Consider the following 22,879-nt stretch of genomic DNA (forward strand, 5'->3'; position numbering starts at 1 on the left):
CCATGGAGTGCCTGGCCAAGGATCGGGAGGAGCTGCTGGCGTTCTATGACTACCCGGCAGAACACTGGGTGCATATCCGCACCACCAACCCGATCGAATCGACCTTCGCCACGGTCCGCCTGCGGAGCAAGCGCAGCCGGAACTGCGGCTCCAGAGCGACGACCCTGGCGATGGTCTTCAAGCTGCTTCAGAGCGCCCAGAAGCGCTGGAAGCGGATCAAGGGGTTCAACAAGCTGGAGCTGGTCGTGAACAACGTCCAGTTCAAGGACGGCGAACCCTTGACCGATCAGTCAGACAGGACTGCCGCCTGACCTGCCATACACAGGATTTGACAATAACTCTTCATGAACCGCCGTATACCGAACGGTACGTACGGTGGTGTGGGAGGGCGCCGGGGGTGACCCCGGCCCCTACCCGATCGTTCATGCTTTGCGTTTATAGCTAGACTGGCTAGTGGAGTCAGCAGTCGGGAGAGAGCCGTTCAGGTCAGTGGCGCTAAGGCCTCGATCAGCGAATAGATGAACTGAATGCCGTTGCTGAACAGGCGCTGCAGGAAGCGCGACATGTCTGTCATCAGTACCATTAACAGTACGAGACCCACGGTCAGCGAAGTGGGGAAGCCGATGTTGAATACCGTTAACTGCGGCGCGGAGCGGTTCAGAATGCCCATGGCCAGGTTGATGATCAGCAGCGAACCCACCAGCGGCAACGCCAGCGACATGCCCGCTACAAAGATGGTACCGCCGTAACGCACCATCATCTCGAAGGCCGCGGGATTGAATGCGCCGATGCCGATAGGTAGGCCATAAAAGCTCGACACCAGAGCTTCCAGTACCATCAGATGGCCGCCCAGGGCCAAGAACATCAGCAGGGTGACCATAAAGAAGATTCGCGACAGGATCATGGTATTGGTACCGCTGCCTGTGTCGAAGAACGAGGCAAAGGCCAGGCCCATCTGCAGGCCGATGAATTCGCCGGCGGCTTGGACCACGGCGAAGACCACATGCATCACCAGGCCGATGGCGATACCGATCAGCATCTGTTCCACCAAAATGCCGAAACCAGCCCAGGAGACGAGGGGCACGTCGGGCATGGGAGGCAGTACCGGGGCGATCACCAGCGTGATGAGGAATGCCAGCCCGATCTTGGCCTGGTTGGGTACGCTGGAGTGTCCCCACAGCGGGGCGGCCTGGAAAAATGCCAGGATACGCACGAAGGGCCAGAGAAAGAGCACTAGCCAGGCGTGCAGTTGATCGAAGGTCACCTCGACCATGGGCGACTCACATCAGCATGCTGGGTATGCTGGTGAAGAGGTTGCGAGTGAAGTCCACGATCAGCTTCAGCAGCCAGGGGCCGGCCAGCACCAGTACGGTGAACACGCCGAGAATCTTGGGAATGAACGAGAGGGTCATCTCGTTGATTTGGGTGGCAGCCTGAAACAGACTCACGATAAGACCCGTGAGCAGGGCGGTGATCAACAGCGGGCCGGCCAGGAACAGCGTGACGCGCATTCCCTGGTAGGCGATGCCCATGACCATTTCCGGCGTCATCGTGACTCCTTGCCGGCGCGGGGCGCCCGGCCTCTCTTGATGGCGTTCATATGAAGAAGCTCTCCGCCAGCGATCCGACGATCAGCTGCCAGCCGTCCACCAGCACGAACAGCATCAGCTTGAACGGCAGCGAGATGGTGGCCGGCGGCACCATCATCATGCCCAGTGACATCAGGGTGCTGGCAACCACCAGGTCGATGATCAGAAATGGGATGAAGATGGTGAAGCCGATCTGAAACGCTGTCTTCAGCTCACTGGTGACGAAGGCCGGCACCAGAATACGCAGCGGTACGTCCTCCGGTCCCTGCATGGGACCGACTTCGGCCAGGCGCGCAAAGAGCGCCAGGTCCGGTTCGCGAGTCTGGGCCAGCATGAATTCGCGGAACGGCTCCTGGGCCAGCAGCAGGAACTCTTCGAAATCGATCTCATCGGCGCTGAGCGGCACCCAGGCGGTCTCGTACACCAGCCCTATCACCGGTGACATGACGAAGAAGGTGAGAAACAGGGCAAGACCCAGCAGTACCTGATTGGGCGGGGTGGCCTGAGTACCCATGGCAGTACGCAGCAGGCTGAGCACGATGATGATACGGGTGAAGCTGGTCATCATCAGCAGCGCCGCCGGTAGGAAGGCCAGCGAGGTGAGCAGCAGCAGCGTTTGCAGCTGAATCGACCATTGCTGGCCGCCGTTGTCCAGGGGCTGGCTGATGATGCCTGGAATCTGCTGGGCATGGGCGCCCAGAGGCAGAAGGGCAAGCAAAAGGACGGCAAACAGGATCAGCGAGCGCACAGACGAGGGTAGTGGCAAGGACCGAGAGAGAGACGGACGAATCATGATTCTCCCCGCCTGGAGCCACCCAGGCCGGCGTTGTGCTTCAAAGCGCGGGCAAAGCGAACGGCGAAGCGCTCGTCCTCGGTCTGTGTGCCGGTCTTCTCACCCGCGGGGCGTGCAGGTGCCTGCCGCTCGTGCAGCTTGTTGACCTGGCCGCCTCCGACCCCGAGCACTAGCCAGGTGTCTTCGATCTCGACAATGACCACTCGCTCGCGAGCGCCAACGGCAGCACTGCCCACCACCCGCAGATGTCCGCCTGCCGCCCGCTGTTGGGGGTTCCAGCGTTTCAGCAAAGCAGTGCAGATCAGGATGATGGCGATGACCAGCGCCAGGGCCGCAGCCGTCTTGCCGAGGGTGGCCATGCCTACCAGGGCATCGCCACCCACGGCCAGCGATTCGACGCCGGCCGGGGATACGGTCGAAGGAGTGTTGCTCATCGGTTGAGTTTTTGCACCCGCTCGGAGGGGGTGATGATCTCGGTGATGCGGATGCCGTACTTGTCGTCGACCACTACCACCTCGCCTTGGGCAATGAGGTAGCCGTTGATCAGGATATCCATTGGCTCGCCGGCGAGACCGTCTAGCTCGACGACGGAGCCTTGGGCCAGCTCGAGCAACTGCTTGATGGTCAGCTTGGTACGGCCCAGTTCCACGGTCAGCTTGACCGGGATGTCCATGATCATCTCGAGGTCACGCGGCGCTCCGCCTTCCTTGCCCCTGTCGAGCGGGCGGAACACCCGTTCCCCTGCGGACTGCGGGGCAGGCGTGGGGGCAACAGCGGCTGCGGGCTCGTCGGCGGACGCCTCGAACGCTTCCTGCTCGGCCAGGGCTTCCGCCCAGGGGTCGTCGTCGTCACCGCTGCCAGCGCCTTGTTCTGCCGCGGCCTGTTCGGCCATGGCCTCGGCCCAGGGGTCGTCGTCGGCGGCCGGCTCGTTATCCTGCTGTTCGGACATGGCGGAGGCCCAGTCGTCGTCGGAAACGTTCTGATCGGGTTTCTTGGGATCAGTCATGCTTGGATTCCTTGGCTTGAGGCGCTGCGCCCTTGATGAAGGCGTCCTTCGACACCGGGTTCTGTGCACCATGGTCGATGATGCGGATGACACGCAGCGCGCGCTGTTCGTGCTGGCTGCCGTAGTCGCACTCCATCACCGGCACTCCGTCGACGCTGGCGGTCACGGTCTCGGGGAGTTCCAGCGGAAGCACGTCGCCTACCTTGAGCGCCATGACATGGGCGATGCGGGTAGGGATATCGGCAAAATTGGCAATCAGTTCCACTTCTGAACGGCGAAGCTCGCCGGCCATGCGCTTGCTCCAGGAGCCGTCCTTGTCGTGGTGGCCGTCGCTGAGCGGGTTTGCCAGCAGATCGCGCAACGGTTCGACCATCGAGTAGGGGATGCAGATCTGGAAGCTGCTGGTGAGATTGCCCACCTCGATGTTGAAGTTCGTATTCACCACGATCTCGTTGGGCGAGTTGGTGATGTTGGCGAACTTCGACTGCATCTCGGAGCGCAGATAGCTGATCTGGAGCGGATAGACCGACTTCCACGACTCCTCATAGGCGTCGATGGCCAGATTCAGCAGGCGCTGAATGATGCGCTGCTCGGTATTGGTGAACTCGCGACCTTCCGACTTGGTCAGGAAGCGTCCGTCGCCGCCGAACAGGTTGTCGACCACCATGAACACCAGGTTCGGCGGGAACACGATCAATGCCGAGCCGCGCAGCGGTTTCATGCCGATGATGTTGATGTTGGTCGGCACCGGTACGTTGCGCGAAAACTCGCTGTAGCTCAGGTAACGCACCGAATCGACGGTGATGTCGGCGCTGCGCCGCAGCAGGTTGAACAGCCCCATGCGGAAGTGCCGCGCGAAGCGCTCGTTGATGATATCCAGCGCCTGCAGGCGCTCGCGGATCACGCGGTGCTGGGTCGCCGGGTCGTAAGGACGTACGCGCGCCTCGCCGTCGTTTCGTGCAACGGGTTCGTCGTCGCCGCTGACGCCCTTGAGCAGGGCGTCGATCTCATCCTGTGACAGCAGATCGTCTTGGGACATGGTGGCAGGGCACCCGATTATTGCACGATGAACTCGGTGAACAGCACGTCCCGAATTTCCAGGGGCGGCTGAGGCTGGGACAGCGGGTCGGATAGCACGGCTATCACTTCTTCGCCTAGGCGGCGCTTGCCTTCCGGTGTGGTCAGCTCGCTGGCCTGCTTGCCGGAGAACAGCATCAGCAGACGGCTGCGAACCTGCGGCATGTGCTCAGTGAGAATCTCGCGAGTCTCGTTGTTGCCGACCTTCAGCGAGATGCCGGTATAGAGCAGCCGCGAGCCGAAATTGTCGTCGGCGAGATTGACTGTGAAGGGGTCGATCTTGACGAAGATCGGTGTCTGTCGCTGTAGCTGCTGCGTCTGAGCGTTGCCACCTTCGCTTGCGTCACGCTCGCTCATGACCATGTAGATGGCCGCTCCCGCTGCTGCCATGGAGAGCAGTACCAGCAGCACCATCAGCCACAGGAGCTTGGAGGAGCCACCCGTCGATTTTGCCATTGCCTTGCCTTTCGTATGTTGTCCAGCTGTTGGGATGATTATGCCAAGCTGCGCGGCCTGCGATGACAGGAACAGGCCGCGCGAAAGGGCTTATCTTGGCTTTTTGTCTCAGGCGTAGAGGTTCACCCGGCCATCCAGCGACAGGGTGGCGGTCGAAGTCGATGCGGCTTCGTCGGCTGCGGCCAGAGCGGCCTCTGCCTCGCCTGAAGCTGAACCGCCCTGACCCTGGCGGCCATTCTGATTGGCGAAAGCCTGGGCATCATGGTGGCGCTGCTCGCCCACCGAGGTTTCGCCCAGGGTAATGCCTTGTTCGGCCAGCGCTTCACGCAGTTGCGGAATGGCCTGCTCCAGCACCTGACGAACCTGTGCATGTGAGGCCAGGAACTGCGCCTGGGCGCCCTGCTCGGTCATCTTGAGTGTCACGGAGAGCGGGCCGAGCTCGGCCGGGTTCAGGCGCATCTCGACCTGCTGCTCGCCGCCACTGCGGGCAAACTGCACCAGTTGCTGACCCAACTGGGCGGGCCAGTTGGGGCTCTGCAGCGGGGCGGTGAGAGTGGCCTGGGTGGGCAGTGCGGGTTGCGCAGCAGCCTGGGCCTGCCCTGCCGGAGCGCTACCGGGCTGTGTCATGGTGGCGGCTTCCGGCACGAAGCCGGCCCGCGGCGCTTCCGGTGCCATGGCGCGAATTTCGCTACCAGCCTGTGCCGTTCTGGCGAAGGCGGTGGAGAATTCCGATGCCGGGCTGGCAGAGCGTGCCGGGGCTTCGGCGGCAGCACTGGTGACGATGCCACGGTCGGCGGCGGTGGCAGCCTGGGCCAGCGCTGCAGATCGAGCGGCTTGGTCTTGTCCGGCTGTGCCAGGACCGGCAGTGGCGAGCAGGGTGGTATCGCCGTTTGCCATTCTCATTTCACCCGCGCTGCTCGGGGCCGGCATGGCTGCAGCGCCGAAGGCGGCGGCTTGTCGTTCGGCTTGATCGGCAGCGTTGGCATCACCGCCGACCATCGGGTTGGTAGCGGCCTGTGGCATCGGAGCCGGCATGCCGGCAGCGTCCTGCTCCTGGACGAAACTGCCGTCGATCAGGGCAAGCCGTGCCATGATGTCTTCGAGCTGGGCGTTGGCGTCAGCATCCGTGGGGCCGTTCTCTCCGAGCTGCTGTTCGATGGTGCCGTTCATCGCCTGCAGCAGAGCCTGATGGGCGGCCATGGTTTGCGGCAAGGAATGGGCGGAACCAGACAGCTGAAGGGGGAGAGTGCCGTCGCCAAAGCGGTCACTGCTGCTTGCCTGGTTCAATGCCAGGGCAAACTGTCCCGGGGCGACACCGGCTTCCTGCTTGCCGGAGAGCTGATTCGGCAGAGCGGATAGGATCATCTGGATATTCATGGTGTTCTCCTTACCGTCTCAGGAAGAGAGATCGGTACGCTGGCGTAGTAGCCGTCCGGCTGCCATTTCGTCACTGATACGTTGGTCGCGGCGTGCCTCCTGGCGCTGCCGTTCGGCGTCGCGCCGCGATACCAGGGTATCGAAGGCGGAAAGCCGCTTCTGTTCCTGCTGCCAATGCTGCTGGCTCTGCTGAACGCGCTGTTGCTGGGCGTCCAACGCCTGTCTGGCGCGCTGGAGTGCGGCATCCAGGGACGCCAGAAACTGCTGATAATTGTGCATGCTGGCCGGATCGATGCCTTCACGCATGGCCTGTTGCAGGCGCTCGGCATACTCGAGCCGGTAACGATTGAGCGACTCCAACTGAGCGCTGACCTGACGTTCACTTTGACGCTCGCCCGCCAGCAGCTGTCCCGCCTGGTCGCGAGCGTCGCGAGCCAGATCGCTCAGCATGGCGAGTTGTGACGATGCACTCATTGTCTGACTCCTAGTGTTTCGGCCAGAACCTGTTTGGAAGCCTCGATGGAGGCGTTCTCATTCATGCCCTGCTGGAGAAAGTGCTCCAGCTGCGGGTAACGCTGTACGGCCTCGTCCAACTGAGGATCGTGCCCGGGGCTGTAGGCGCCGACGCTGATCAGATCGCGATTGCGCTGATAGCGCGAGAACAGCCGCTTGAACGCCTGGGTCATGCTCAGTTGCTGATCGTCGATGATGTGTGTCATCACGCGGCTGATCGAGGCCTCGATGTCGATGGCCGGGTAGTGACCGGCTTCCGCCAGGGTGCGTGACAGCACGATATGACCGTCGAGGATGGCCCGTGCCGAGTCGGCAATCGGGTCCTGCTGATCGTCGCCCTCGGTCAGTACGGTATAGAAGGCTGTGATCGAGCCGCGGCCGCGCTCGGCATTGCCGGCACGCTCCACCAGGCTGGGTAGCTTGGCGAATACCGAGGGCGGATAGCCCTTGGTGGCCGGCGGCTCGCCGATGGCCAGCGCGATTTCCCGCTGAGCCATGGCGTAGCGGGTCAGCGAATCCATGATCAGCAGGACGTTCTTGCCCGCATCACGAAAACCCTCTGCCAGACGAGTGGCATAGGCGGCGCCCTGCAGACGTTGCAGCGGCGAGGTGTCGGCCGGCGCCGCCACCACCACGGCACGCCGTCGCCCCTCGGGACCGAGAATGTTGTCGATGAAGTCCTGGACCTCGCGGCCCCGCTCGCCGATCAGGCCTACCACGATGACCTCGGCGTCGGTATAACGTGCCATCATGCCTAACAGCACCGACTTGCCCACGCCGGAGCCGGCGAACAGACCCATGCGCTGGCCACGGCCGACGCTGAGCAGGGCATTGATGGCACGAATGCCGACGTCGATCTGCTCATCGATAGGAGCGCGCTTCAGAGGGTTGAGCGGGGGTGTGGACAGTGGAGCACGGGGGGCGTCATCGAGCGGACCGAGGCCGTCCAGAGGTTCGCCGTTACCGTCGACCACCCGGCCGAGTAGGGATTCTCCCAATGGGAAGCGACGTGCCGCATGGTCCGGGCCATCGCCCAGCGGGAAGACCCGGGCACCGGGCATCAGGCCGGCAATTTCCGTGAGCGGCATCAGCAGCAGACGCTCGCCATTGAAGCCCACCACTTCGGCTTCGGCGAAACGGGGCGGCTCGCTGCCACCGGGTGAGAGCAGCTCTATACGGCAGGCATTGCCCAGGGCCACGCGCAGACCGACGGCTTCGATCACCATGCCGGTAGCACGCAGCACCCGGCCGCTGGTGCGATAGCCGGGCACCGTTTCCACGCGTGCGCGCACATGCCGCAGCGTCTGCTGCCAGCGTGCTTGATGCGCATTGGTGGTCGTTGCCGCTTCGCTCATCGCGTTGCCTCTACTCTTCTCGGTCGCCGTCGGTGTCGCTGGTGGGGGAGCGCCGACGTCTGACCTGGGATTTCACCGCCTGCCAGCGTGTCTCCCAGGTGGCATCCAACTCGCCGTTGGCACTGGTGACGCGACAGCCGCCGCGGGTGAGCTGGGTATCGGGCTGCAGTTTCCAGCCGGCCGCAGCCAGCTCGACGCCCAAGTGCTCCTCGACCAGCTTGTGGTCGAGGGGATGCAGCCAGAGCCGCTGCTGGCCCACCAGCGGCGGCTCCGTATGCAGCAGCGCACCGATCAGTTCCAGCACCTGGCGCGGGCGTGCCTTGAGCGCCTCGCCGGCGAGCTGATGCCCGGTGGCCAGGGCCAACTCCACAAGGTCGTTGGCAATCTCGTCATCGAGCTGCTCGAGAGCGTTGGAGAACTGCTCGGCCAACGGTTTCAGCGGTGCCACGGTGTCACGCACCTGCTGCTCGAGTTCTTTCTGCGCCTCCAGGCGCCCCTCATCCAGGCCTTGGGCATGCCCCGCCTGGCGGCCTTCCTCGAAGCCGGCGCGATAGCCCTCCTCGCGGGCTTCCTGCATCACTTTCTCGCGCAGCGCCTTCAACTCCGCCTGGCGCTGAAAGGCCTCGCGGCGCCGGGCTTCCACGGCCGGATCCAGCGCCTGGCGGGCGTTTTCTTCGGGCTGCTCGGCTTGCAGTTCGTCCATTTGCCAGCGCCGCCAGGAGGCGTGGCGTTCCGCGCCGGTCGCCCGCTCAGACATAGGTGTCGTCTCCGCCACTCAGCACGATCTCGCCGGAGTCGGCCAGGCGGCGTACCACCTGGAGAATGGCCTTCTGCTCGGCTTCCACCTGCGAGACGCGAATCGGCCCGCGGGCCTCCATGTCCTCGCGCATGAGGTCGGCGGCACGGCGCGACATGTTGCGCAGGAACTTCTCCATGAGCCCTTCGGGGGCGCCCTTGAGCGCCACCACCAGCGAGTTGGTGTCGATCTCCTTGAGCACCAGTTGGATGCTGCGGTCGTCGAGGTCCATCAGATTCTCGAACAGGAACATCTCGTCGATGATCTTCTGCGCCAGATCTTCGCTGTGGGCGCGAACCGTCTCGATGGCGGTTTCCTCGAGAGAGGAGTTCATCAGGTTGAGGATCTCGGCTGCCGTTCTCACGCCGCCCATCTTGCTGCGCTTGAGGTTCTGGCCGTCGAGCATGCCCGAGAGCACCTCGGTGAGTTCCTGCAGGGCAGCCGGTTGCACGCCGCTGAAGGTGGCGATACGCAGCACCACGTCGTTGCGTAGCTTGTCGTCGAACAGCTCGAGGATATCGGCCGCCTGATGACGCTCCAGATGTACCAGGATGGTAGCGATGATCTGCGGATGTTCGTCGCGGATCAGCTCGGCCACCATCGAGGCTTCCATCAGGTTCAGCGAATCGATGCCGCTGCTGGATCCGGAAGACTCCAAGATATCCTCGATGATGCTGGTGGCGCGCTCGCTGCCCAGCGCCTTGGTCAGCACTGAGCGAATGTGATCGCTGGAGTTGAGGTTGAGGGCGATGAACTCCTCGGTCTCGCGATGGAACTCCAGCATCACCTGCTGCATGTCCTCGTGAGAGACCTGGCCCATGTCGGCCATCTCCATGCTCAACTGCTGGATTTCCTTGGGCGAGAGGAACTTGAACACCTCGGCCGCGCTGTCCTCGTCGAGGGCCAGCATCAGGATGGCGCTGCGGCGAACGCCGTTCATCGCTTTGGCACTACTCATGCTTGCTCATCCAACTGCGTACGATCATGGCGATCATGCGGGGATCTTCCTGGGCGAGCTCACGCAGCTCGGCCAGATGGTCTTCGTAGGCCGACGAGCGGCGCTTGCGCTTGGGCTTCTGGTACGGCCGCAGCTCGTCATCGTCTCCGGCGGCCTGCAGTTCACCCTCGGCCGGCTCGCCGTCGTCACCCACGCGCACCTGCAGACCTGTGCCCGGAGCGCTAGCCAGCACGGGCTGCTCGGTATGGCGCTTGATCAGCGGGCGCAGGACCAGCAGGTAGCCGAGAAGTATTCCCAATGCCACCAGCAGATAGCGTCCGATGGTCAGAGCCAGCGAATGAATCTCGGGCGATTGCCACCACTCGAACTCTTCGGCTTCCGTCACGTCGCGGCTGAACGGGCTGTTGACCACTTCGATTTCGTCGCCGCGTGCCGGGGAGAAGCCGATGGCCTGGCGCACCAGACGTTCGATCTGGGCGATCTGGGCCTCGCTCAACGGCACGCGCTGCCATTCGCCGTCTTCGTTGCGCTCTTCGCGGTAGTCCACCACTACGGCGGCGGTAAGGCGGGTCACCTCGCCCTGACGATGCTGAATGTGCTGGATGTTGCGATCGACCTCGAAGTTGACCACGTCGTCCTGGCGCAGGTTGTTCAGCGCCTGCAGGCTTTGCTGGGCCTCTTCGGTAAGTTCACCGTCTTCGTCGGTGGGTAGCTCGATGGGCGAGGGCGCCACGCCTGGCGGCGTGTTGCTCAGCGCGCCGGGGATACCCAGCGCCAGACCGTCGCCGCCGTTGTAGGAAAGGCTCGACTGGCGGCTGCGAATCGCGGCCTCGTTGGGCGGCTGGTTGGGGCCGAAGCGCTCGGAGGTCTCTTCGCGGCGGGAGAAATCGATCTGGGCAGCGACCTGGGCGCTGATGTTCTCGCGGCCGAGGATCGGCGCCAGGATGTTTTCGATACGCTGCTGGAAGGAGCGCTCCACCTCGGCAATGTAGTCGAGCTGGGTGGCGTCGAGGCCCCGACCCTGGGTGCTGGTCTGAGAAAGCAGGCGGCCGCTGTGGTCGACCACGGTGACGTTTTCCGCGGCCAGGTCGGGAACGCTGCTGGATACCATATGAATGATGGCGCTGACCTGGCCGTCGCCCATCACCCGGCCAGGCTCCAGGGTAACGATGATCGAGGCCTTGGCGGGCTCGCGGTCGCGCACGAAGACCGAGGAACGCGCCATGGCCAGGTGCACGCGGGCGCGGGATACCGGCCCCAGCGATTCGATGGAGCGCGATAGCTCGCCCTCCAGGCCGCGCTGGAAATTGACCTGCTCGGTGAACTGGCTGACGCCGAAGGCCTGGTTGTCCATCAGCTCGAAGCCGACGTTGCCGCCGCGGGGCAGGCCCTGTTCGGCCAGCTGCAGGCGCAGGCTGTGCACGCTGTCGCCCGGCACCAATAGCGCCGTGCCGCCCTCGCTGAAGCGGTACGGGACGCCGCGGTTCTCCAGCTCGCTGATGATGCGCCCGCCGTCGGCCTCGGTGAGGTTGCTGTAGAGAACACGGTACTCAGGCGTACGCGCCCACATCAGCAGGGCGACCACGATGGCGACCATCGCAGCGCCACCGATCAGAATGGCGATCAAGGGATTGCCGCGCAGCTGTTGCTGGAGCCGTTCGACCACCGCCGCGGAGCCGCTGGCTGAAGAGTCCTGACGCTCCTGCGTCGTTGCGCCGTTGCTCATGCGTGCCCCCGCATGAGCAAGCACGGGGCAACTTCATGAGCCACGCCCAAGGTGACGGCATAGGCCGCGCACTGGGCTGCGTAGAGTGTGTAGCTGGAAGATGGCATCGACTGCATCCGTTCACCGCGTTCTGGCTGCCCGCAAGGGGCGCAACTGTGATGAACGCTATTATGCGAGCCCCCATCCACTCCAAAGGCGGGAAAAGCCCCTTTTTTACCTTCCAATTGGTCGTTTGGCGAACGCGGCAACCTGATAGTCTTGCTCTACATTCCAGTGGGCTCGCAATGAGCCCGCCAACCAAGGAAATGCTGGACAAATTGACGAGCGGGATGAAGCGCAAGGCGCACGGAGCGCAGGAACCGGAGCATATGGGGTATATGTGAGGATTTCGAGCACCGCGTAACGTAGCGATTCGCTCGCGCAGGCATTTGTACAGATTTTCCTAACACGAGACGAGGGGTGCGGAACATGAGTTCACCTGCCATCCAGTCGGCGCTGGCACAGATGCAGGCCATGGCGGCCCAGGCCGGCGGGCCGGTCGCCAAGGGGCAGCAGGTTTCCACTCAGGTGGGGCAGGGCGGTTTCGCCGGTGAGCTGCAAGCTTCCATTCAGCGTATCAACCGCCTGCAGCAGGCTTCCGCGGCCAAATCCATGGCGTTCCAGGCCGGCGATCCCAATGTCGAACTCAACGACGTCATGGTCGACATGCAGAAGGCCAGCGTGGCTTTCCAGATGGGGCTACAGGTTCGTAACCGTCTGGTTTCCGCCTACCGTGACGTTATGAACATGCAGGTGTAACCGATCAGGCTTGCAGACTGATCAGACTACCCTTCAGTTCGTCCAGGCGCTCGGCAATGGCGAGCACCTCTTCCGCCGGGATCTGGCGCAGCACGTCTCCTGACTCGCGGTCCACGATGCGCGTGATGACGCGTGTCGTGTCGTTGAGCTCGAATTCCACGCCGTACTGGCGCAACACTTCGTTGATACGCTGGATCGGCTCTACCAGGTCGGCCTGGCTGGGCGACATCCCGTGGCTTTCGGCCTGGGCCAGCATGGAGCCGGCGCTGGGCAACGAGGCCAGAACGTTCTCCTTGCGCTGACGTGGCGTCAGGTCGTGCAGTGCTGATGTGCTCAAAGCGTTGGTGGCGTCGGTCAGTGGCGAAGACATTGACTGTTTTCCTTTTGTATACGTCCTGCTGATGCTGGCATCCAGCATCTCCCCCAAGGCCGTTCGTGGACAGCCTCTCCCACAGGCTATATCGGCCGAAGAGAAGCCGCCTTTAGGGCATCTTGCCAATTTTTCATGGTGGTGTGTTGTCGCAGCGTTGGCGGTTTTCGTTATTCGTTGATGCAAAGTTAAGCTAAGCGGATAAAATGCGGTAACAGTTGGCTACATTTAGACTGCGCCACTCCAGAACATGCAGGTGACAGGCGGATGCTCTTGGTTGGGCACAGGACGTCGTAGCCGATGCATCGAGCAGCAGCCAGCAGTGAGGCGACATGAGCCAAGAGCTACCCATCGAACGCATCATGCAGACCGGGCTTCTCACCTGCGAGCCCGAGACACCGCTGTGGATGGCGGCCGAGCGGATGGCGGCTCGCCAATGCAGCTCCATCATCGTGATAAAGGCCGGACAGCCGCTGGGCATCTGGACCGAACACGATGCGCTGGCCGTCAATTTCGCCGACCCCGATGCTGTACGTCAGCCGGTCTCGGAGGTGATGAGTCGGCCGGTAGCGAGCCTGCACTGCTCCACGCCGATGAGCGAGGCGGCGCTGCGCTTCAACGCCGAGCGGCGTCGCCACTTCCTGGTGGTCGACGATGCCGGAGCGCCGGTCGGCATCCTGTCGCAGACGGATGTCGCCCTGAACCAGGGGCTCGAGCCCTACCTTCGCCTGCGCGAGGTGCAGGCAGCGATGCGTCAGCGTGCCCTGGTGCTCGAAGGTACGCAGCTGTTGTCACAGGCAGCGCGTTCGATGCGGTTATCCGAATGCGATGCCGTGGTCGTCAAGTGCGGGAACGGCGAGCTGGGCATCCTCACCGAACGCGACCTGGTGCGATTCGTGGCACGTCACCCGGGTAATACGCCCATCGATGGGCTAGCCAGCCGGCCGCTGCTGACGGTGTATCAGGACGACACCCTGATCGCCGCCCGTGACCTGTTGATGAACCATCGGGTGCGTCACCTCGCGGTGCTCGACGACAGCGATGAGGTGGTTGGGCTGCTGGGCTTTCGCGATATGTTGGCCAGTGCCGAGTGCCTATATATGCAGGATCTGCGTCAGGCGTTGGAGCAGCGTGACCAGGCGCTGGCCAAATCGCGGGAGAACCTGCAGCTGGCGGAGCGGGTCATCGACTCCTCGCTGGAGGGCATCATCATCACCGATCCCGCCAACCGGATCGAATTCGTCAATCGCGCCTTTACCCACATGACCGGGTATACCGCCGAAGAGGCGATTGGCAGAACCCCGGAGATACTCTCATCGGGCCGTCACGACGCCGCCTTCTACGGCCAGATGTGGGATGCGCTGAAGCGCAGCGGCTACTGGCGGGGCGAGATATGGAATCGGCGCAAGAGTGGCGAGCTCTATCTCGAAATGCTGACCATCACGGCGATCACCGACGACAGCGGTGCGGTGACCCACTATGCGGCGCTGTTCAGCGACATCACCCACATGCGCGAGAACGAAGAGCGCATACGCAAGCTGGCCTACTACGACGCTCTCACCGGCCTGCCCAACCGTCGTCTGCTGGAGGATCGCCTGGAGCTGGCGATTCGGCATGCCCACCGCAACCAGAGCCGCCTGGCGGTGATTTTCGTCGACCTGGATCACTTCAAGGAAGTCAACGATGCGCTCGGTCACGCCTTCGGCGATGAGCTGCTGGTGATGATGTCCGAACGGCTGCAGCTGCGCCTGCGTGAAGACGACACTCTGGCTCGTCTGGGCGGCGACGAGTTCCTGATCCTGCTCCCCGATCTCGAAGAGGTCGACGAGGTGACTCGTATCGCTCGTCGCCTGGTGGAGGCCGTGGGCGAGCCCTGCGTGATCGAGGGTCAGGAGTTTCGCATTGGCTGCAGTCTGGGCATCAGCCTCTACCCCGACGATGCGACCACCGCGGAAGCCCTGGTGCATAACGCCGACGTGGCGATGTACCGGGCCAAGGAGGAGGGCCGCAACGGCTATCGCCTTTATCGCAACGAGATGAACCTGCAGGACGACCGTCAGCGGGCGCTCGAAAAGGCCTTGCATGATGCCTTCATCACGGGTGAAGGCTTGCAGCTGCACTATCAGCCCATCTTCGAGCGAGAGGGCGGCAGGCTGTACGGTGCCGAGGCCCTGTTGCGCTGGCATCATCCGCTGCTGGGCAGCGTGCCGCCGATCGACATCATGGCGCTGGTCGAGCGTGCTGGGCTGCTGCCACAGCTGGATGAATACATGCTGGAGCAGATCTGCACCCAACTGGTCGCATGGAATGTCGCCGGTAGCGCGTCGGTTCCCATCAGCATCAACCTCTCCGCCCGTCAGTTCTGGCAGCCGGAACTGCCCGTGCGAGTGGCGACCAAGCTCAAGCAGCACAATCTGCAGCCCGGGCTGCTGGGCTTCGAGATAGCCGAGCGTACTCTGCTCGACAAACCTCAGCAGGCCGCCGTGGTACTCAAACGTCTACGACGCCTGGCAGGGGATGTCGCCATCAACGACTTCGGCACCGGCTATGCCGCTCTCGGTTACCTGCATGAGCTGCCCATCAACATGTTGAAGATTGACCGCCGTTTCGTGCAGCGGCTGGACAGCGGCCAGAAAGGCAGTGCGGCTATCGTCGCCGCCGTGGCAGGACTGGCTCGCGAAATGGAGCTGTGCCTGGCTGCCGTGGGGGTCGAAACCGAGTCCCAGCGTGACATTCTCGGGCGTCACGGGGTCGAGCTGATCCAGGGCTATCTCACCGGGCGAGCGGTTCCGGCCGACCTCTTTGCCAGCCGCTACCTGGCATCACGCAGCGGATTGCCCGAAAGCACCAGCTGAAGCCCGAGGAAGCGCCCGCGAGTCGCGCTTTTCGCCGTTTCACTCGGTGCCTTCGACCGTTACGCTAGCATGCCATCTTCCCTCGGATGACAAACCGTTTCGATGAGCTCCCTGCAAGCCAGCAGTGGCGATCATCGTGGTCCCTTGCGCCACGAATCGCTCTTGCCCAGTCATCACGATCACGACCAGGACAGCGCCTGGATGATCGGCTATCTGGACATCATGACGCTGCTGGTGGCCTTGATGGTACTGATCTTCACCCTTTCCAGCTTCGGCCGTTCCGACGCTAGCCCATCGTTGGCGGATCGGGTGCCGTTCGCGATTCCCCTGCCCAGCGAGCTGGCCCAGGCTTTGGTGCCAACGGCCGAAACGGGCGAGCCTCGGCCCGTTGCCGGAAGCCTGAGCCAGTCGGCCATTGCGGCGGCGCTGGGTGTGGCCGGCCTGCCGCGTAGGGGCGAGTTACCGGCGTTACCGGTACCGACACCTGCCGCTTTACCCGCATTCATGCCGCCGCCAACGCCGCTGGCTCTGCTGGAGCAACAGGCGCCGGCTACGCTTGCGCCATTACAACCACCGCTGCAGCCCCTGCTCGCGGCCAACGATGTCCTGCCCAACTCGCGCGGCGATTTCATCCTGCTACTGACCGACCGCCCCCCGAGCGGCTTGCGGCAGATCGATGAGCCCGCCATTGCGGCATCGCAGCTGCTGCAACAGTCGTTGGATGAAGACCTGCGCGATGCGCCCTATCTGCCGGATCTGGAGGGCGTCGAGGCGACCCGGGTCGCCGAAGGCATCAAGTTGCGCGTGGAAGACCGCCTGCTGTTCCCCACCGCTGCCGCCGAGCTTACCGAAGAGGGAGAGGCGTTGATTCAACGCCTGGTCGAAGTGATCCAGCGCCACGACGGTGAGGTGGCCATTGAGGGGCACACCGATAGCCGGCCAATTCAGACCAACGAGTTCCCCTCCAACTGGGTGCTCTCCAGCGCCCGAGCCATCGCCATCGTTCACGAGCTGGAGCGCTCCGGTGTCGACTCGCAGCGCCTGCGCGCGGTGGGGCTCGCCGACACACGGCCCCTGGGCAATAACGATACGGTAGAAGGGCGAGCTCAGAACCGCCGGGTCGAGGTAATCATCCACGCGCGGTGAAATACGCCTAAAGTCTAATCTCTCACGGCCGATATGGGTCAATCCGACTCATGGAAGAGTCGTAAGCCCCGACATTCGACCCGAGAGTTCACCATGTTCAATTCTCTTCGACTACGTCTTCTGCTGGCGACTGCCGCCGTGATTGCCACGGCGTTGATAATCAATGCTGCCATCAGCTATTTCACCCTTCGTCACCATAACGATCAGCAGGTGGCACGCAACCTGGCGGCCGTGGCTCAGGGCAATGGTCTGGCCATCTCCGAGTGGCTCGATGCCCGCGTAGACATGCTGGAGGCGCTCGCTTCGGTGGCGCAGAGCGATGATCCACTTGATGCATTACTGCAGCTCGAGGCCTCGGGTGGCTTCATTGCTACGTATCTGGCCTATCCACGGAGTGGCAGAGCTGTATTCTCCGATGAGTGGGAGCCAGACGCTGACTACGACCCTCGAGAAAGAGCTTGGTATCGGCAGGCAGTGGGGGAGGAAGCCACCGTCGTTACTGAACCCTACACAGATGCTGACTCAGGCGAACTGGTGGTAACTATCGCGACTCCTTTCTATATCGATGGCCGCCTGGTTGCCGTTGGCGGTGGGGATATCGCCATCGGTGAAATCGTGAACAATGTGGGGGAGATCGCACCGACACCGAACAGCTTTGCCTTCCTCGTTACGGCCGATGGCACCTTGGTGGCGCACCCCGATCCCGAGATGACACTCGAGCCGGCCTCGCGGCTGACCTCAGCATTCGGGGCTGGCTATTTTTCCGGCCCGATTGGCGTCGAGCACCCCGTTCGTCTGGCCTTGGGCGGGCGCGACAAATGGCTGCGTAGCGTGCCCATTAAGGGCACCGACTGGCAACTGGTGGTGGCGCTGGATGAGCGCGAGGCCACTGCCGGGCTGCGAGCCGTACTCAGCAATGCACTGGTAACCTTGGTGATGGTGGTGCTGGGAGCGGCCCTGGTGCTGGGAGCGATGCTCAAGCTCATGTTTCGGCGCCTGCAGACGGTTCGCGATGCCATGACGGACATCGCCAGCGGCGATGGCGACCTGACTCAGCGCCTGCCGGAAGGGGGGAGCGACGAGGTAGCGCAGATCGCAGGTGCCTTCAATCGCTTCGTCTCGCGCATCGAGAGCGTGATGCTCACCATCCGTGATGCCAGCGAATCCGTTACCGTGGCGGCAGGCGAGATCGCCAGTGGCGGCCAGGACCTCTCCCGGCGCACCGAAAATGCCGCATCGAGCCTGCAGCAAAGTTCGGCCTCCATCGAGCAGATCACCAGCACCGTGGAGCACACGGCGGATTCGGCACGCCATGCCAGCGAGCTTTCGCAGTCTGCTTCCAGCGTGGCGACTCGCGGTGGCGAAGTGGTGGGACAGGTGGTTGCCACCATGCAGGAAATCACCGCCGCTTCGGAACGTATCGGCAATATCGTCAAGGTGATGGATGGCATCGCCTTCCAGACCAACCTGCTGGCCTTGAACGCCTCTGTCGAAGCGGCCCGGGCCGGTGAACAGGGCAGAGGCTTCGCCGTGGTGGCCGGCGAGGTTCGCCAACTGGCCACGCGCAGCGCCGAGGCCTCACGCGAAATACGTGGGCTGATCGAAGCCTCCAGCCACAAGGTCGCCAACGGCACCGAGCTGGTTCAGCAGGCAGGTACCACCATGGAAGAACTGGTCGCTGGCGTCAGCCGTGTCGCCAAGGTCCTGGGAGAGATCAGCGTGGCTGCTGGCGAACAGAGCGACGGGATCGGTCAAGTCAATGTCGCCGTGGCTGAGCTCGACCGCATGACGCAGCAGAATGCCGCGCTGGTAGAGGAATCCACCGTAGCTGCCGAACAGCTCAAGGAGCAGGCAGATCGCCTGGCTGAGGCTGTGAGCGGCTTCAAGCTGAGTGAGCGTCGCTTGGCACTTGCCCAAGCGTAATGACGCCGAGGCCGCAAGGATGCGGCCGACGCACTGAAAATATTTCTCTGAAGGCTAAAGTTTTTCGGCTGTCCGCCGAGGTTGTGATAACAGGAAGTCAATACACCGACACAAGGCAGTCCCTTATGGCCAGCATTTCTTCTCTCGGCATCGGTTCCGGGCTCGATCTCAACGGTCTGCTCGACCAGCTCAACGAAGCCGAACGGGGTAAGCTCAAGCCCATCGAACGTCAGATCGAGACCCAGCAGGTCAAGATCTCCGCCTATGGCGAACTTCGTGGTGCACTCTCCGGCTTCCAGGCCGCCGCCAACGCCCTCAACGACGCTTCGCTCTATCAGAGCCTCTCCACGTCGGTGGCTGGCAATTCCGTCGAGGCGGCAGCCGGGCGTGATGCCGCCATGGGCCAGTACGCCATCGAAGTGGAGCGGCTGGCCTCGGCCGGCAGCCTGGCTTCGGCGCGCCTTGAGGTCGATCTCGACCAGGTGCTGACCGATAGCGACCAGACGCTGACGCTGCACTTCGGCAACGCTACCGGCGAGGCTCCTCAGGCGATCGATATCGAGATTGCTGCAGGCAGTACGCTCGAGGACATTCGCGATGCCATCAATGCCCATGAGGGTGCCGGCGTTACCGCTTCCATCGTCAACGACGGTGAGGGCTACCGGCTCGCGCTGATGAGCAGCGAGACCGGCGAGGCGGCTTCCATCACCGATCTGACCTTCAGTGATGGCTTCTTTGCCGATGGTATTGCTTTCAGTGGAGCGGAAGGGGCAGGAGCCATTGCCCAGGCAGGGCAGGACGCACTACTGAACGTCAACGGTATTCCCATCACCAGTGCCTCCAACCAGGTGGAGGGAGCGATACAAGGGGTTACGCTCAGCCTGACGGAAGAGGGTAGCAGTACCGTCAAAGTGGAACAGAACACCCGCGCGGTGCGCGAAGCCATCACCGGCTTCGTCGAGGCCTACAATGCGCTCAAGGGCACCATCGGCGAATTGACCGCCTTCAGCGGCGATAGCGAAACCGCCGGCGATCTGTTGGGTGACAGCGCCGTACGCAGCATCGAAGGGCGCCTGCGCAGCGTTCTGGCCGGCGGTATGGGGGGCGAAGAGGGCGGTTTCTCCATGCTCAGCGATATCGGTATCTCGCTGAAGCTCGACGGCACCCTGGAGATCGACGAGCAGCGCCTGGATAGCGTTATCGTCAACGATCAGGATGCGCTGAGTGCCTTCTTCGCCGGTGACAGCACCACCGGCGGCCTGGCCGGCCAACTCAGTGAGACCGTGACTCAGTTGAATGGCAGCAACGGTGTCCTGGGCGGCGCCATCAGCGGTGCCGAGAGTCGCATCGAAAGCCTCAACGAGCGCTACCTGCGCATGGAGCAGAGTATCGAGGCCACCATTGCCCGCTATCGCACTCAGTTCGGTCAGCTCGACGGCATGATCGCCCAGATGAACCAGACCAGCGACTACCTGTTCCAGCAGTTCGAGATGATGAATGCCCAGCTCGGGCAGAAATGATTCCGCCAACGCATGATTCAGCCGCCCCATAGTGGGCGGTTTTTTGTGTCTGGGCGCGGCTCTTAAAGTTTAATTCCTATAGGCCGATATTCTCTCCACGGGTGCACAGGAAGCGCCTGGAGGAGGGCTTTAAGTGGCCGTAATCAATACCAACATTCTGTCGATGATCGTGCAGAGCAATCTGCGCGGCAGCCAGCAGGCCATGCAGAGTGCCATGCAGCGGCTCTCGTCCGGCCTGCGTATCAATAGCGCCAAGGACGACCCGGCGGGGCAGGCCATCGCCAACCGCATGACGGCGCAAATCCGCGGGCTCAACCAGGCGGCGCGCAACGCCAATGACGGCATCTCGCTGGTGCAAACCGCTGAGGCGGCACTTGGCCAGGTGAATACCAATCTGCAGCGTATCCGGGAGCTCACCGTGCAGGCCGGCAACGGCACCCTGAGCCCCACCGATCTCGCCGCGATACAGGCCGAGATCGACCAGCGCCTGGATGAGATAGATCGCATCGGGCTGCAGACTGGCTTCAACGGTGTTTCCGTCGTGGGCGAAAACGGTCGCGTGCACATCCAGGTAGGGGCCAACGACGGCGAGACCATCGCCATCGAGCTTCAAGCCGTCAATCGGAACTCGTTGGGGTTGAACGGGTTTCGTGTGCTGACCGATGAGGATGGCGATGCCACCGAATCACCCCTGAACGTGCTCGACGAAGCGCTCAAACGCACCGACCGTCAGCGCAGCCAGCTCGGCGCTCTGCACAACCGCTTCGAGGCGGTGATCGACAACATCCAGAGCACCGTGGTCAATCTCAGCGCCGCTCGCTCGCGCATCATGGATGCCGACTACGCCCAGGAAGTCTCCAATCTGGTGCGCGCCCAGATATTGCAGCAGGCCGGCATTGCCATCCTGGCCCAGGCCAATCGCCAGCCGGAGATTGTCCTCGAACTACTGCGCCAGCGCTGAATTTGGCTGTTCTCCGAGTATCTGCAACGCGAATTCAAAAATTTTTTCGTTCTCGCCCTAAAGTCCCAGGCCCAGATGCCGTTAATCAGGGTAACGGCCAACGGCGCCGTTGAGGTAGGCCCGAGATGCTGGGCCAGGAAAACAAGGTTCAGTGGGCCCGCCAATGGAGCCCTCAACGAAAAGAAGGAATGACCCATGTCAGTCATCAATACCAACATCACTTCCATGATTGGCCAGGCCAACCTGAACAAGTCTCAGAATGCTCTGCAGACTTCCATGGAGCGCCTCTCCTCCGGCCTGCGTATCAACAGCGCCAAGGACGACGCCGCCGGTCAGGCCATCGCCAACCGCATGACCGCTCAGATCACCGGTCTGGCCCAGGCCCAGCGTAACGCCAACGATGGTATCTCCGTCGCCCAGACCGCTGAAGGTGCTCTGAACCAGATTAACGACAACCTGCAGCGTATTCGTGAGCTGAGCGTTCAGGCATCCAACGGCACTAACTCTCAGAATGACCTGCAGTCCATCCAAGACGAGATCGATCAGCGTCTGGACGAGATCGATCGTATCTCCACCGAGACCAATTTCAACGGTGTGAACGTACTGAACACTGACGAAGGTCTGCGTATTCAGGTCGGTGCTAATGACGGTGAAACTATCACTGTCAACCTCCAGACCATCAATCGTGACACTCTGGGTCTGGATGGCTTTAGCGTCCAGACTGTGCTTGGCACGGATGACCTTAGCACAGCTGCGCTTGAGGATGGACAGGCCACGCCTGTGGCCGTAGATCATGGTGATATCACTTTCACACGCGGTGGTGAGGCAGTGACAGTCGCTGCTGCTGACTTCATGTCATACGACGATAACGGTACGACCCGTTACGCAGTGAAGATTGGCGATGATTACTTTGCCGCTGACGTTACCATTACCGATGGTGATGGCACTGACGACCCGACCGCTGCTGTCACTATTGGCGAGCAGATTCGTGTTGTCGAAGGCGAGAGTCTCCAGGCTACTGATGGGCCGATGGCTGCTCTGGATGCCGCTCTGAACAAGGTCGACAGCCTGCGCTCCGAGCTGGGTGCCGTGCAGAACCGCTTCGAAGACGCCATCACCAACCTGAACACCAACGAAACCAACCTCGCTGCTGCCCGCTCGCGCATCGAAGATGCCGACTACGCGGTGGAAGTTGCCAACATGACCCGCGCGCAGATCCTGCAGCAGGCCGGCACTTCCGTACTGGCCCAGGCCAACCAGATCCCGCAGAACGTCCTGTCTCTGCTGGGCTAAGGTTAGCCTCGGTAAATCCTCGGGAAGGCTTGCCTTCCCCTGGAATACCTCGAACCGGCCCCCAGGGGGGCCGGTTCTTTTTTTGGTGCGCCAGGCATGGCGCGCAGCGCCCGACGGGCGCTGTTTCCGAGGGTGGTGCCTCGGAATGACTTGGGGGTGAAAGTCCCCTACGGACCCTGATAGCGGGAACCGTTAGCCGAACAGCAAGGGTGTCCGTCGCGAGACGGAATCTGAAGGAAGTTGGAGGCAAACTCCCGGCCCGACGAACAGAAATCGCATACGAGGCTGTCGCCACCTGGGCGAGAGGGCCAAGAAACTCGAAGCCCAATAGCTATCCGGAAGGGGCGGCAGTAGATGCGGCGGGTGT

General features: G+C 62.6%; 22 protein-coding genes. 8 read left to right on the plus strand and 14 right to left on the minus strand.

All coding sequences use genetic code 11. The features are described from left to right. Positions 1 to 311 (plus strand): transposase (locus tag C4S71_RS21685; protein ID WP_200825349.1); only part of this gene is annotated, 311 nt, incomplete at its 5' end. A 170-nt stretch (positions 312 to 481) separates the two neighbouring features. Here the strand turns inward: C4S71_RS21685 and fliR are convergent. The 13 genes from fliR to fliF form a co-directional block, all read right to left on the minus strand. Then, on the minus strand, positions 482 to 1,273 hold the full coding sequence (gene fliR / locus C4S71_RS21690; RefSeq protein WP_086509949.1) for a flagellar biosynthetic protein FliR: 792 nt from the start codon (positions 1,271 to 1,273) through the stop codon (positions 482 to 484). 7 nt (positions 1,274 to 1,280) lie between these two features. Beyond that, on the minus strand, positions 1,281 to 1,550 hold the full coding sequence (gene fliQ, locus C4S71_RS21695) for a flagellar biosynthesis protein FliQ (RefSeq protein ID WP_086509950.1): 270 nt from the start codon (positions 1,548 to 1,550) through the stop codon (positions 1,281 to 1,283). A gap of 46 nt (positions 1,551 to 1,596) precedes the next feature. After that, complete coding sequence (gene fliP / locus C4S71_RS21700) at positions 1,597 to 2,382, minus strand: flagellar type III secretion system pore protein FliP (RefSeq protein ID WP_235014807.1); 786 nt, start codon at positions 2,380 to 2,382, stop codon at positions 1,597 to 1,599. Then, positions 2,379 to 2,816 carry a flagellar biosynthetic protein FliO gene (gene fliO / locus C4S71_RS21705; RefSeq protein WP_086509951.1) on the minus strand — a complete coding sequence of 146 codons (438 nt, stop codon included), beginning with the start codon at positions 2,814 to 2,816 and terminating at the stop codon, positions 2,379 to 2,381. The genes fliP and fliO overlap by 4 nt, the downstream gene beginning before the upstream one ends. Further along, positions 2,813 to 3,388 carry a flagellar motor switch protein FliN gene (gene fliN / locus C4S71_RS21710; RefSeq protein WP_086509952.1) on the minus strand — a complete coding sequence of 192 codons (576 nt, stop codon included), beginning with the start codon at positions 3,386 to 3,388 and terminating at the stop codon, positions 2,813 to 2,815. The genes fliO and fliN overlap by 4 nt, the downstream gene beginning before the upstream one ends. Then, positions 3,381 to 4,427 carry a flagellar motor switch protein FliM gene (gene fliM, locus C4S71_RS21715; protein ID WP_086509953.1) on the minus strand — a complete coding sequence of 349 codons (1,047 nt, stop codon included), beginning with the start codon at positions 4,425 to 4,427 and terminating at the stop codon, positions 3,381 to 3,383. The genes fliN and fliM overlap by 8 nt, the downstream gene beginning before the upstream one ends. Positions 4,428 to 4,444: 17 nt before the next feature. Then, the gene (fliL, locus tag C4S71_RS21720) at positions 4,445 to 4,921 is read right to left on the minus strand and encodes a flagellar basal body-associated protein FliL (protein WP_086509954.1); all 477 of its coding nucleotides are present in this window, start codon (positions 4,919 to 4,921) and stop codon (positions 4,445 to 4,447) included. Positions 4,922 to 5,029: 108 nt separating this feature from the next. Further along, entirely contained in the window at positions 5,030 to 6,298 is a 1,269-nt protein-coding gene (locus C4S71_RS21725) for a flagellar hook-length control protein FliK (RefSeq protein WP_103970532.1), read from the minus strand. Between the two features lie 18 nt (positions 6,299 to 6,316). After that, complete coding sequence (gene fliJ, locus C4S71_RS21730; protein WP_103970533.1) at positions 6,317 to 6,772, minus strand: flagellar export protein FliJ; 456 nt, start codon at positions 6,770 to 6,772, stop codon at positions 6,317 to 6,319. Then, positions 6,769 to 8,166, minus strand: a complete 1,398-nt coding sequence (fliI, locus tag C4S71_RS21735; RefSeq protein ID WP_235014810.1) for a flagellar protein export ATPase FliI — start codon at positions 8,164 to 8,166, stop codon at positions 6,769 to 6,771. The genes fliJ and fliI overlap by 4 nt, the downstream gene beginning before the upstream one ends. A gap of 10 nt (positions 8,167 to 8,176) precedes the next feature. Beyond that, positions 8,177 to 8,923: a flagellar assembly protein FliH gene (locus C4S71_RS21740; RefSeq protein WP_086509957.1), complete on the minus strand. Its 747-nt coding sequence runs from the start codon at positions 8,921 to 8,923 to the stop codon at positions 8,177 to 8,179. Beyond that, positions 8,916 to 9,920, minus strand: coding sequence for a flagellar motor switch protein FliG (gene fliG, locus C4S71_RS21745; RefSeq protein WP_103970534.1), 1,005 nt, complete (start codon positions 9,918 to 9,920; stop codon positions 8,916 to 8,918). The genes C4S71_RS21740 and fliG overlap by 8 nt, the downstream gene beginning before the upstream one ends. Further along, positions 9,913 to 11,646: a flagellar basal-body MS-ring/collar protein FliF gene (fliF, locus tag C4S71_RS21750; RefSeq protein ID WP_103970535.1), complete on the minus strand. Its 1,734-nt coding sequence runs from the start codon at positions 11,644 to 11,646 to the stop codon at positions 9,913 to 9,915. The genes fliG and fliF overlap by 8 nt, the downstream gene beginning before the upstream one ends. Positions 11,647 to 12,114: 468 nt before the next feature. Between fliF and fliE the strand changes: the two genes are divergently transcribed. After that, a complete protein-coding gene (gene fliE / locus C4S71_RS21755) occupies positions 12,115 to 12,444 on the plus strand; it encodes a flagellar hook-basal body complex protein FliE (RefSeq protein WP_103970536.1) in 330 nt (109 codons plus the stop codon). Positions 12,445 to 12,448: 4 nt separating this feature from the next. Here the strand turns inward: fliE and C4S71_RS21760 are convergent, their stop codons facing one another. Beyond that, positions 12,449 to 12,814, minus strand: coding sequence for a flagellar protein FlaG (locus C4S71_RS21760; RefSeq protein WP_103970537.1), 366 nt, complete (start codon positions 12,812 to 12,814; stop codon positions 12,449 to 12,451). A gap of 332 nt (positions 12,815 to 13,146) precedes the next feature. Here C4S71_RS21760 and C4S71_RS21765 point away from each other — a divergent pair, with 332 nt between their 5' ends. The 6 genes from C4S71_RS21765 to C4S71_RS21790 all read left to right on the plus strand — a co-directional run bounded on the left by C4S71_RS21765 (position 13,147) and on the right by C4S71_RS21790 (position 22,512). Then, the gene (locus tag C4S71_RS21765) at positions 13,147 to 15,669 is read left to right on the plus strand and encodes an EAL domain-containing protein (protein ID WP_103970538.1); all 2,523 of its coding nucleotides are present in this window, start codon (positions 13,147 to 13,149) and stop codon (positions 15,667 to 15,669) included. A gap of 102 nt (positions 15,670 to 15,771) precedes the next feature. Continuing rightward, a complete protein-coding gene (locus C4S71_RS21770; protein ID WP_103970539.1) occupies positions 15,772 to 16,815 on the plus strand; it encodes an OmpA family protein in 1,044 nt (347 codons plus the stop codon). A 93-nt stretch (positions 16,816 to 16,908) separates the two neighbouring features. After that, the gene (locus C4S71_RS21775; RefSeq protein ID WP_103970540.1) at positions 16,909 to 18,738 is read left to right on the plus strand and encodes a methyl-accepting chemotaxis protein; all 1,830 of its coding nucleotides are present in this window, start codon (positions 16,909 to 16,911) and stop codon (positions 18,736 to 18,738) included. A 125-nt stretch (positions 18,739 to 18,863) separates the two neighbouring features. Next, positions 18,864 to 20,258, plus strand: coding sequence for a flagellar filament capping protein FliD (fliD, locus tag C4S71_RS21780; protein WP_103970541.1), 1,395 nt, complete (start codon positions 18,864 to 18,866; stop codon positions 20,256 to 20,258). Between the two features lie 133 nt (positions 20,259 to 20,391). Beyond that, positions 20,392 to 21,219, plus strand: coding sequence for a flagellin N-terminal helical domain-containing protein (locus C4S71_RS21785; protein WP_103970542.1), 828 nt, complete (start codon positions 20,392 to 20,394; stop codon positions 21,217 to 21,219). Between the two features lie 195 nt (positions 21,220 to 21,414). Next, positions 21,415 to 22,512, plus strand: coding sequence for a FliC/FljB family flagellin (locus C4S71_RS21790; RefSeq protein WP_103970543.1), 1,098 nt, complete (start codon positions 21,415 to 21,417; stop codon positions 22,510 to 22,512). The last annotated feature ends 367 nt before the right edge of the window (positions 22,513 to 22,879 follow it).

The organism is Billgrantia desiderata, assembly GCF_900108215.1.
Taxonomy (GTDB): Bacteria; Pseudomonadota; Gammaproteobacteria; order Pseudomonadales; family Halomonadaceae; genus Halomonas; species Halomonas desiderata.

What these genes read in the sequence shown, in the direction of transcription:
- fliG (WP_103970534.1), bottom strand. Translation starts at nt 9,920, where the DNA reads ATGAGTAGTGCCAAAGCGATGAACGGCGTTCGCCGCAGCGCCATCCTG.
- fliF (WP_103970535.1), bottom strand. Translation starts at nt 11,646, where the DNA reads ATGAGCAACGGCGCAACGACGCAGGAGCGTCAGGACTCTTCAGCCAGC.
- fliQ (WP_086509950.1), bottom strand. Translation starts at nt 1,550, where the DNA reads ATGACGCCGGAAATGGTCATGGGCATCGCCTACCAGGGAATGCGCGTC.
- C4S71_RS21725 (WP_103970532.1), bottom strand. Translation starts at nt 6,298, where the DNA reads ATGAATATCCAGATGATCCTATCCGCTCTGCCGAATCAGCTCTCCGGC.
- fliN (WP_086509952.1), bottom strand. Translation starts at nt 3,388, where the DNA reads ATGACTGATCCCAAGAAACCCGATCAGAACGTTTCCGACGACGACTGG.
- fliP (WP_235014807.1), bottom strand. Translation starts at nt 2,382, where the DNA reads ATGATTCGTCCGTCTCTCTCTCGGTCCTTGCCACTACCCTCGTCTGTG.
- C4S71_RS21770 (WP_103970539.1), top strand. Translation starts at nt 15,772, where the DNA reads ATGAGCTCCCTGCAAGCCAGCAGTGGCGATCATCGTGGTCCCTTGCGC.
- fliR (WP_086509949.1), bottom strand. Translation starts at nt 1,273, where the DNA reads ATGGTCGAGGTGACCTTCGATCAACTGCACGCCTGGCTAGTGCTCTTT.
- fliD (WP_103970541.1), top strand. Translation starts at nt 18,864, where the DNA reads ATGGCCAGCATTTCTTCTCTCGGCATCGGTTCCGGGCTCGATCTCAAC.
- C4S71_RS21760 (WP_103970537.1), bottom strand. Translation starts at nt 12,814, where the DNA reads ATGTCTTCGCCACTGACCGACGCCACCAACGCTTTGAGCACATCAGCA.
- fliL (WP_086509954.1), bottom strand. Translation starts at nt 4,921, where the DNA reads ATGGCAAAATCGACGGGTGGCTCCTCCAAGCTCCTGTGGCTGATGGTG.
- fliE (WP_103970536.1), top strand. Translation starts at nt 12,115, where the DNA reads ATGAGTTCACCTGCCATCCAGTCGGCGCTGGCACAGATGCAGGCCATG.
- fliI (WP_235014810.1), bottom strand. Translation starts at nt 8,166, where the DNA reads ATGAGCGAAGCGGCAACGACCACCAATGCGCATCAAGCACGCTGGCAG.
- C4S71_RS21775 (WP_103970540.1), top strand. Translation starts at nt 16,909, where the DNA reads ATGTTCAATTCTCTTCGACTACGTCTTCTGCTGGCGACTGCCGCCGTG.
- fliJ (WP_103970533.1), bottom strand. Translation starts at nt 6,772, where the DNA reads ATGAGTGCATCGTCACAACTCGCCATGCTGAGCGATCTGGCTCGCGAC.
- fliM (WP_086509953.1), bottom strand. Translation starts at nt 4,427, where the DNA reads ATGTCCCAAGACGATCTGCTGTCACAGGATGAGATCGACGCCCTGCTC.
- C4S71_RS21790 (WP_103970543.1), top strand. Translation starts at nt 21,415, where the DNA reads ATGTCAGTCATCAATACCAACATCACTTCCATGATTGGCCAGGCCAAC.
- C4S71_RS21765 (WP_103970538.1), top strand. Translation starts at nt 13,147, where the DNA reads ATGAGCCAAGAGCTACCCATCGAACGCATCATGCAGACCGGGCTTCTC.
- fliO (WP_086509951.1), bottom strand. Translation starts at nt 2,816, where the DNA reads ATGAGCAACACTCCTTCGACCGTATCCCCGGCCGGCGTCGAATCGCTG.
- C4S71_RS21740 (WP_086509957.1), bottom strand. Translation starts at nt 8,923, where the DNA reads ATGTCTGAGCGGGCGACCGGCGCGGAACGCCACGCCTCCTGGCGGCGC.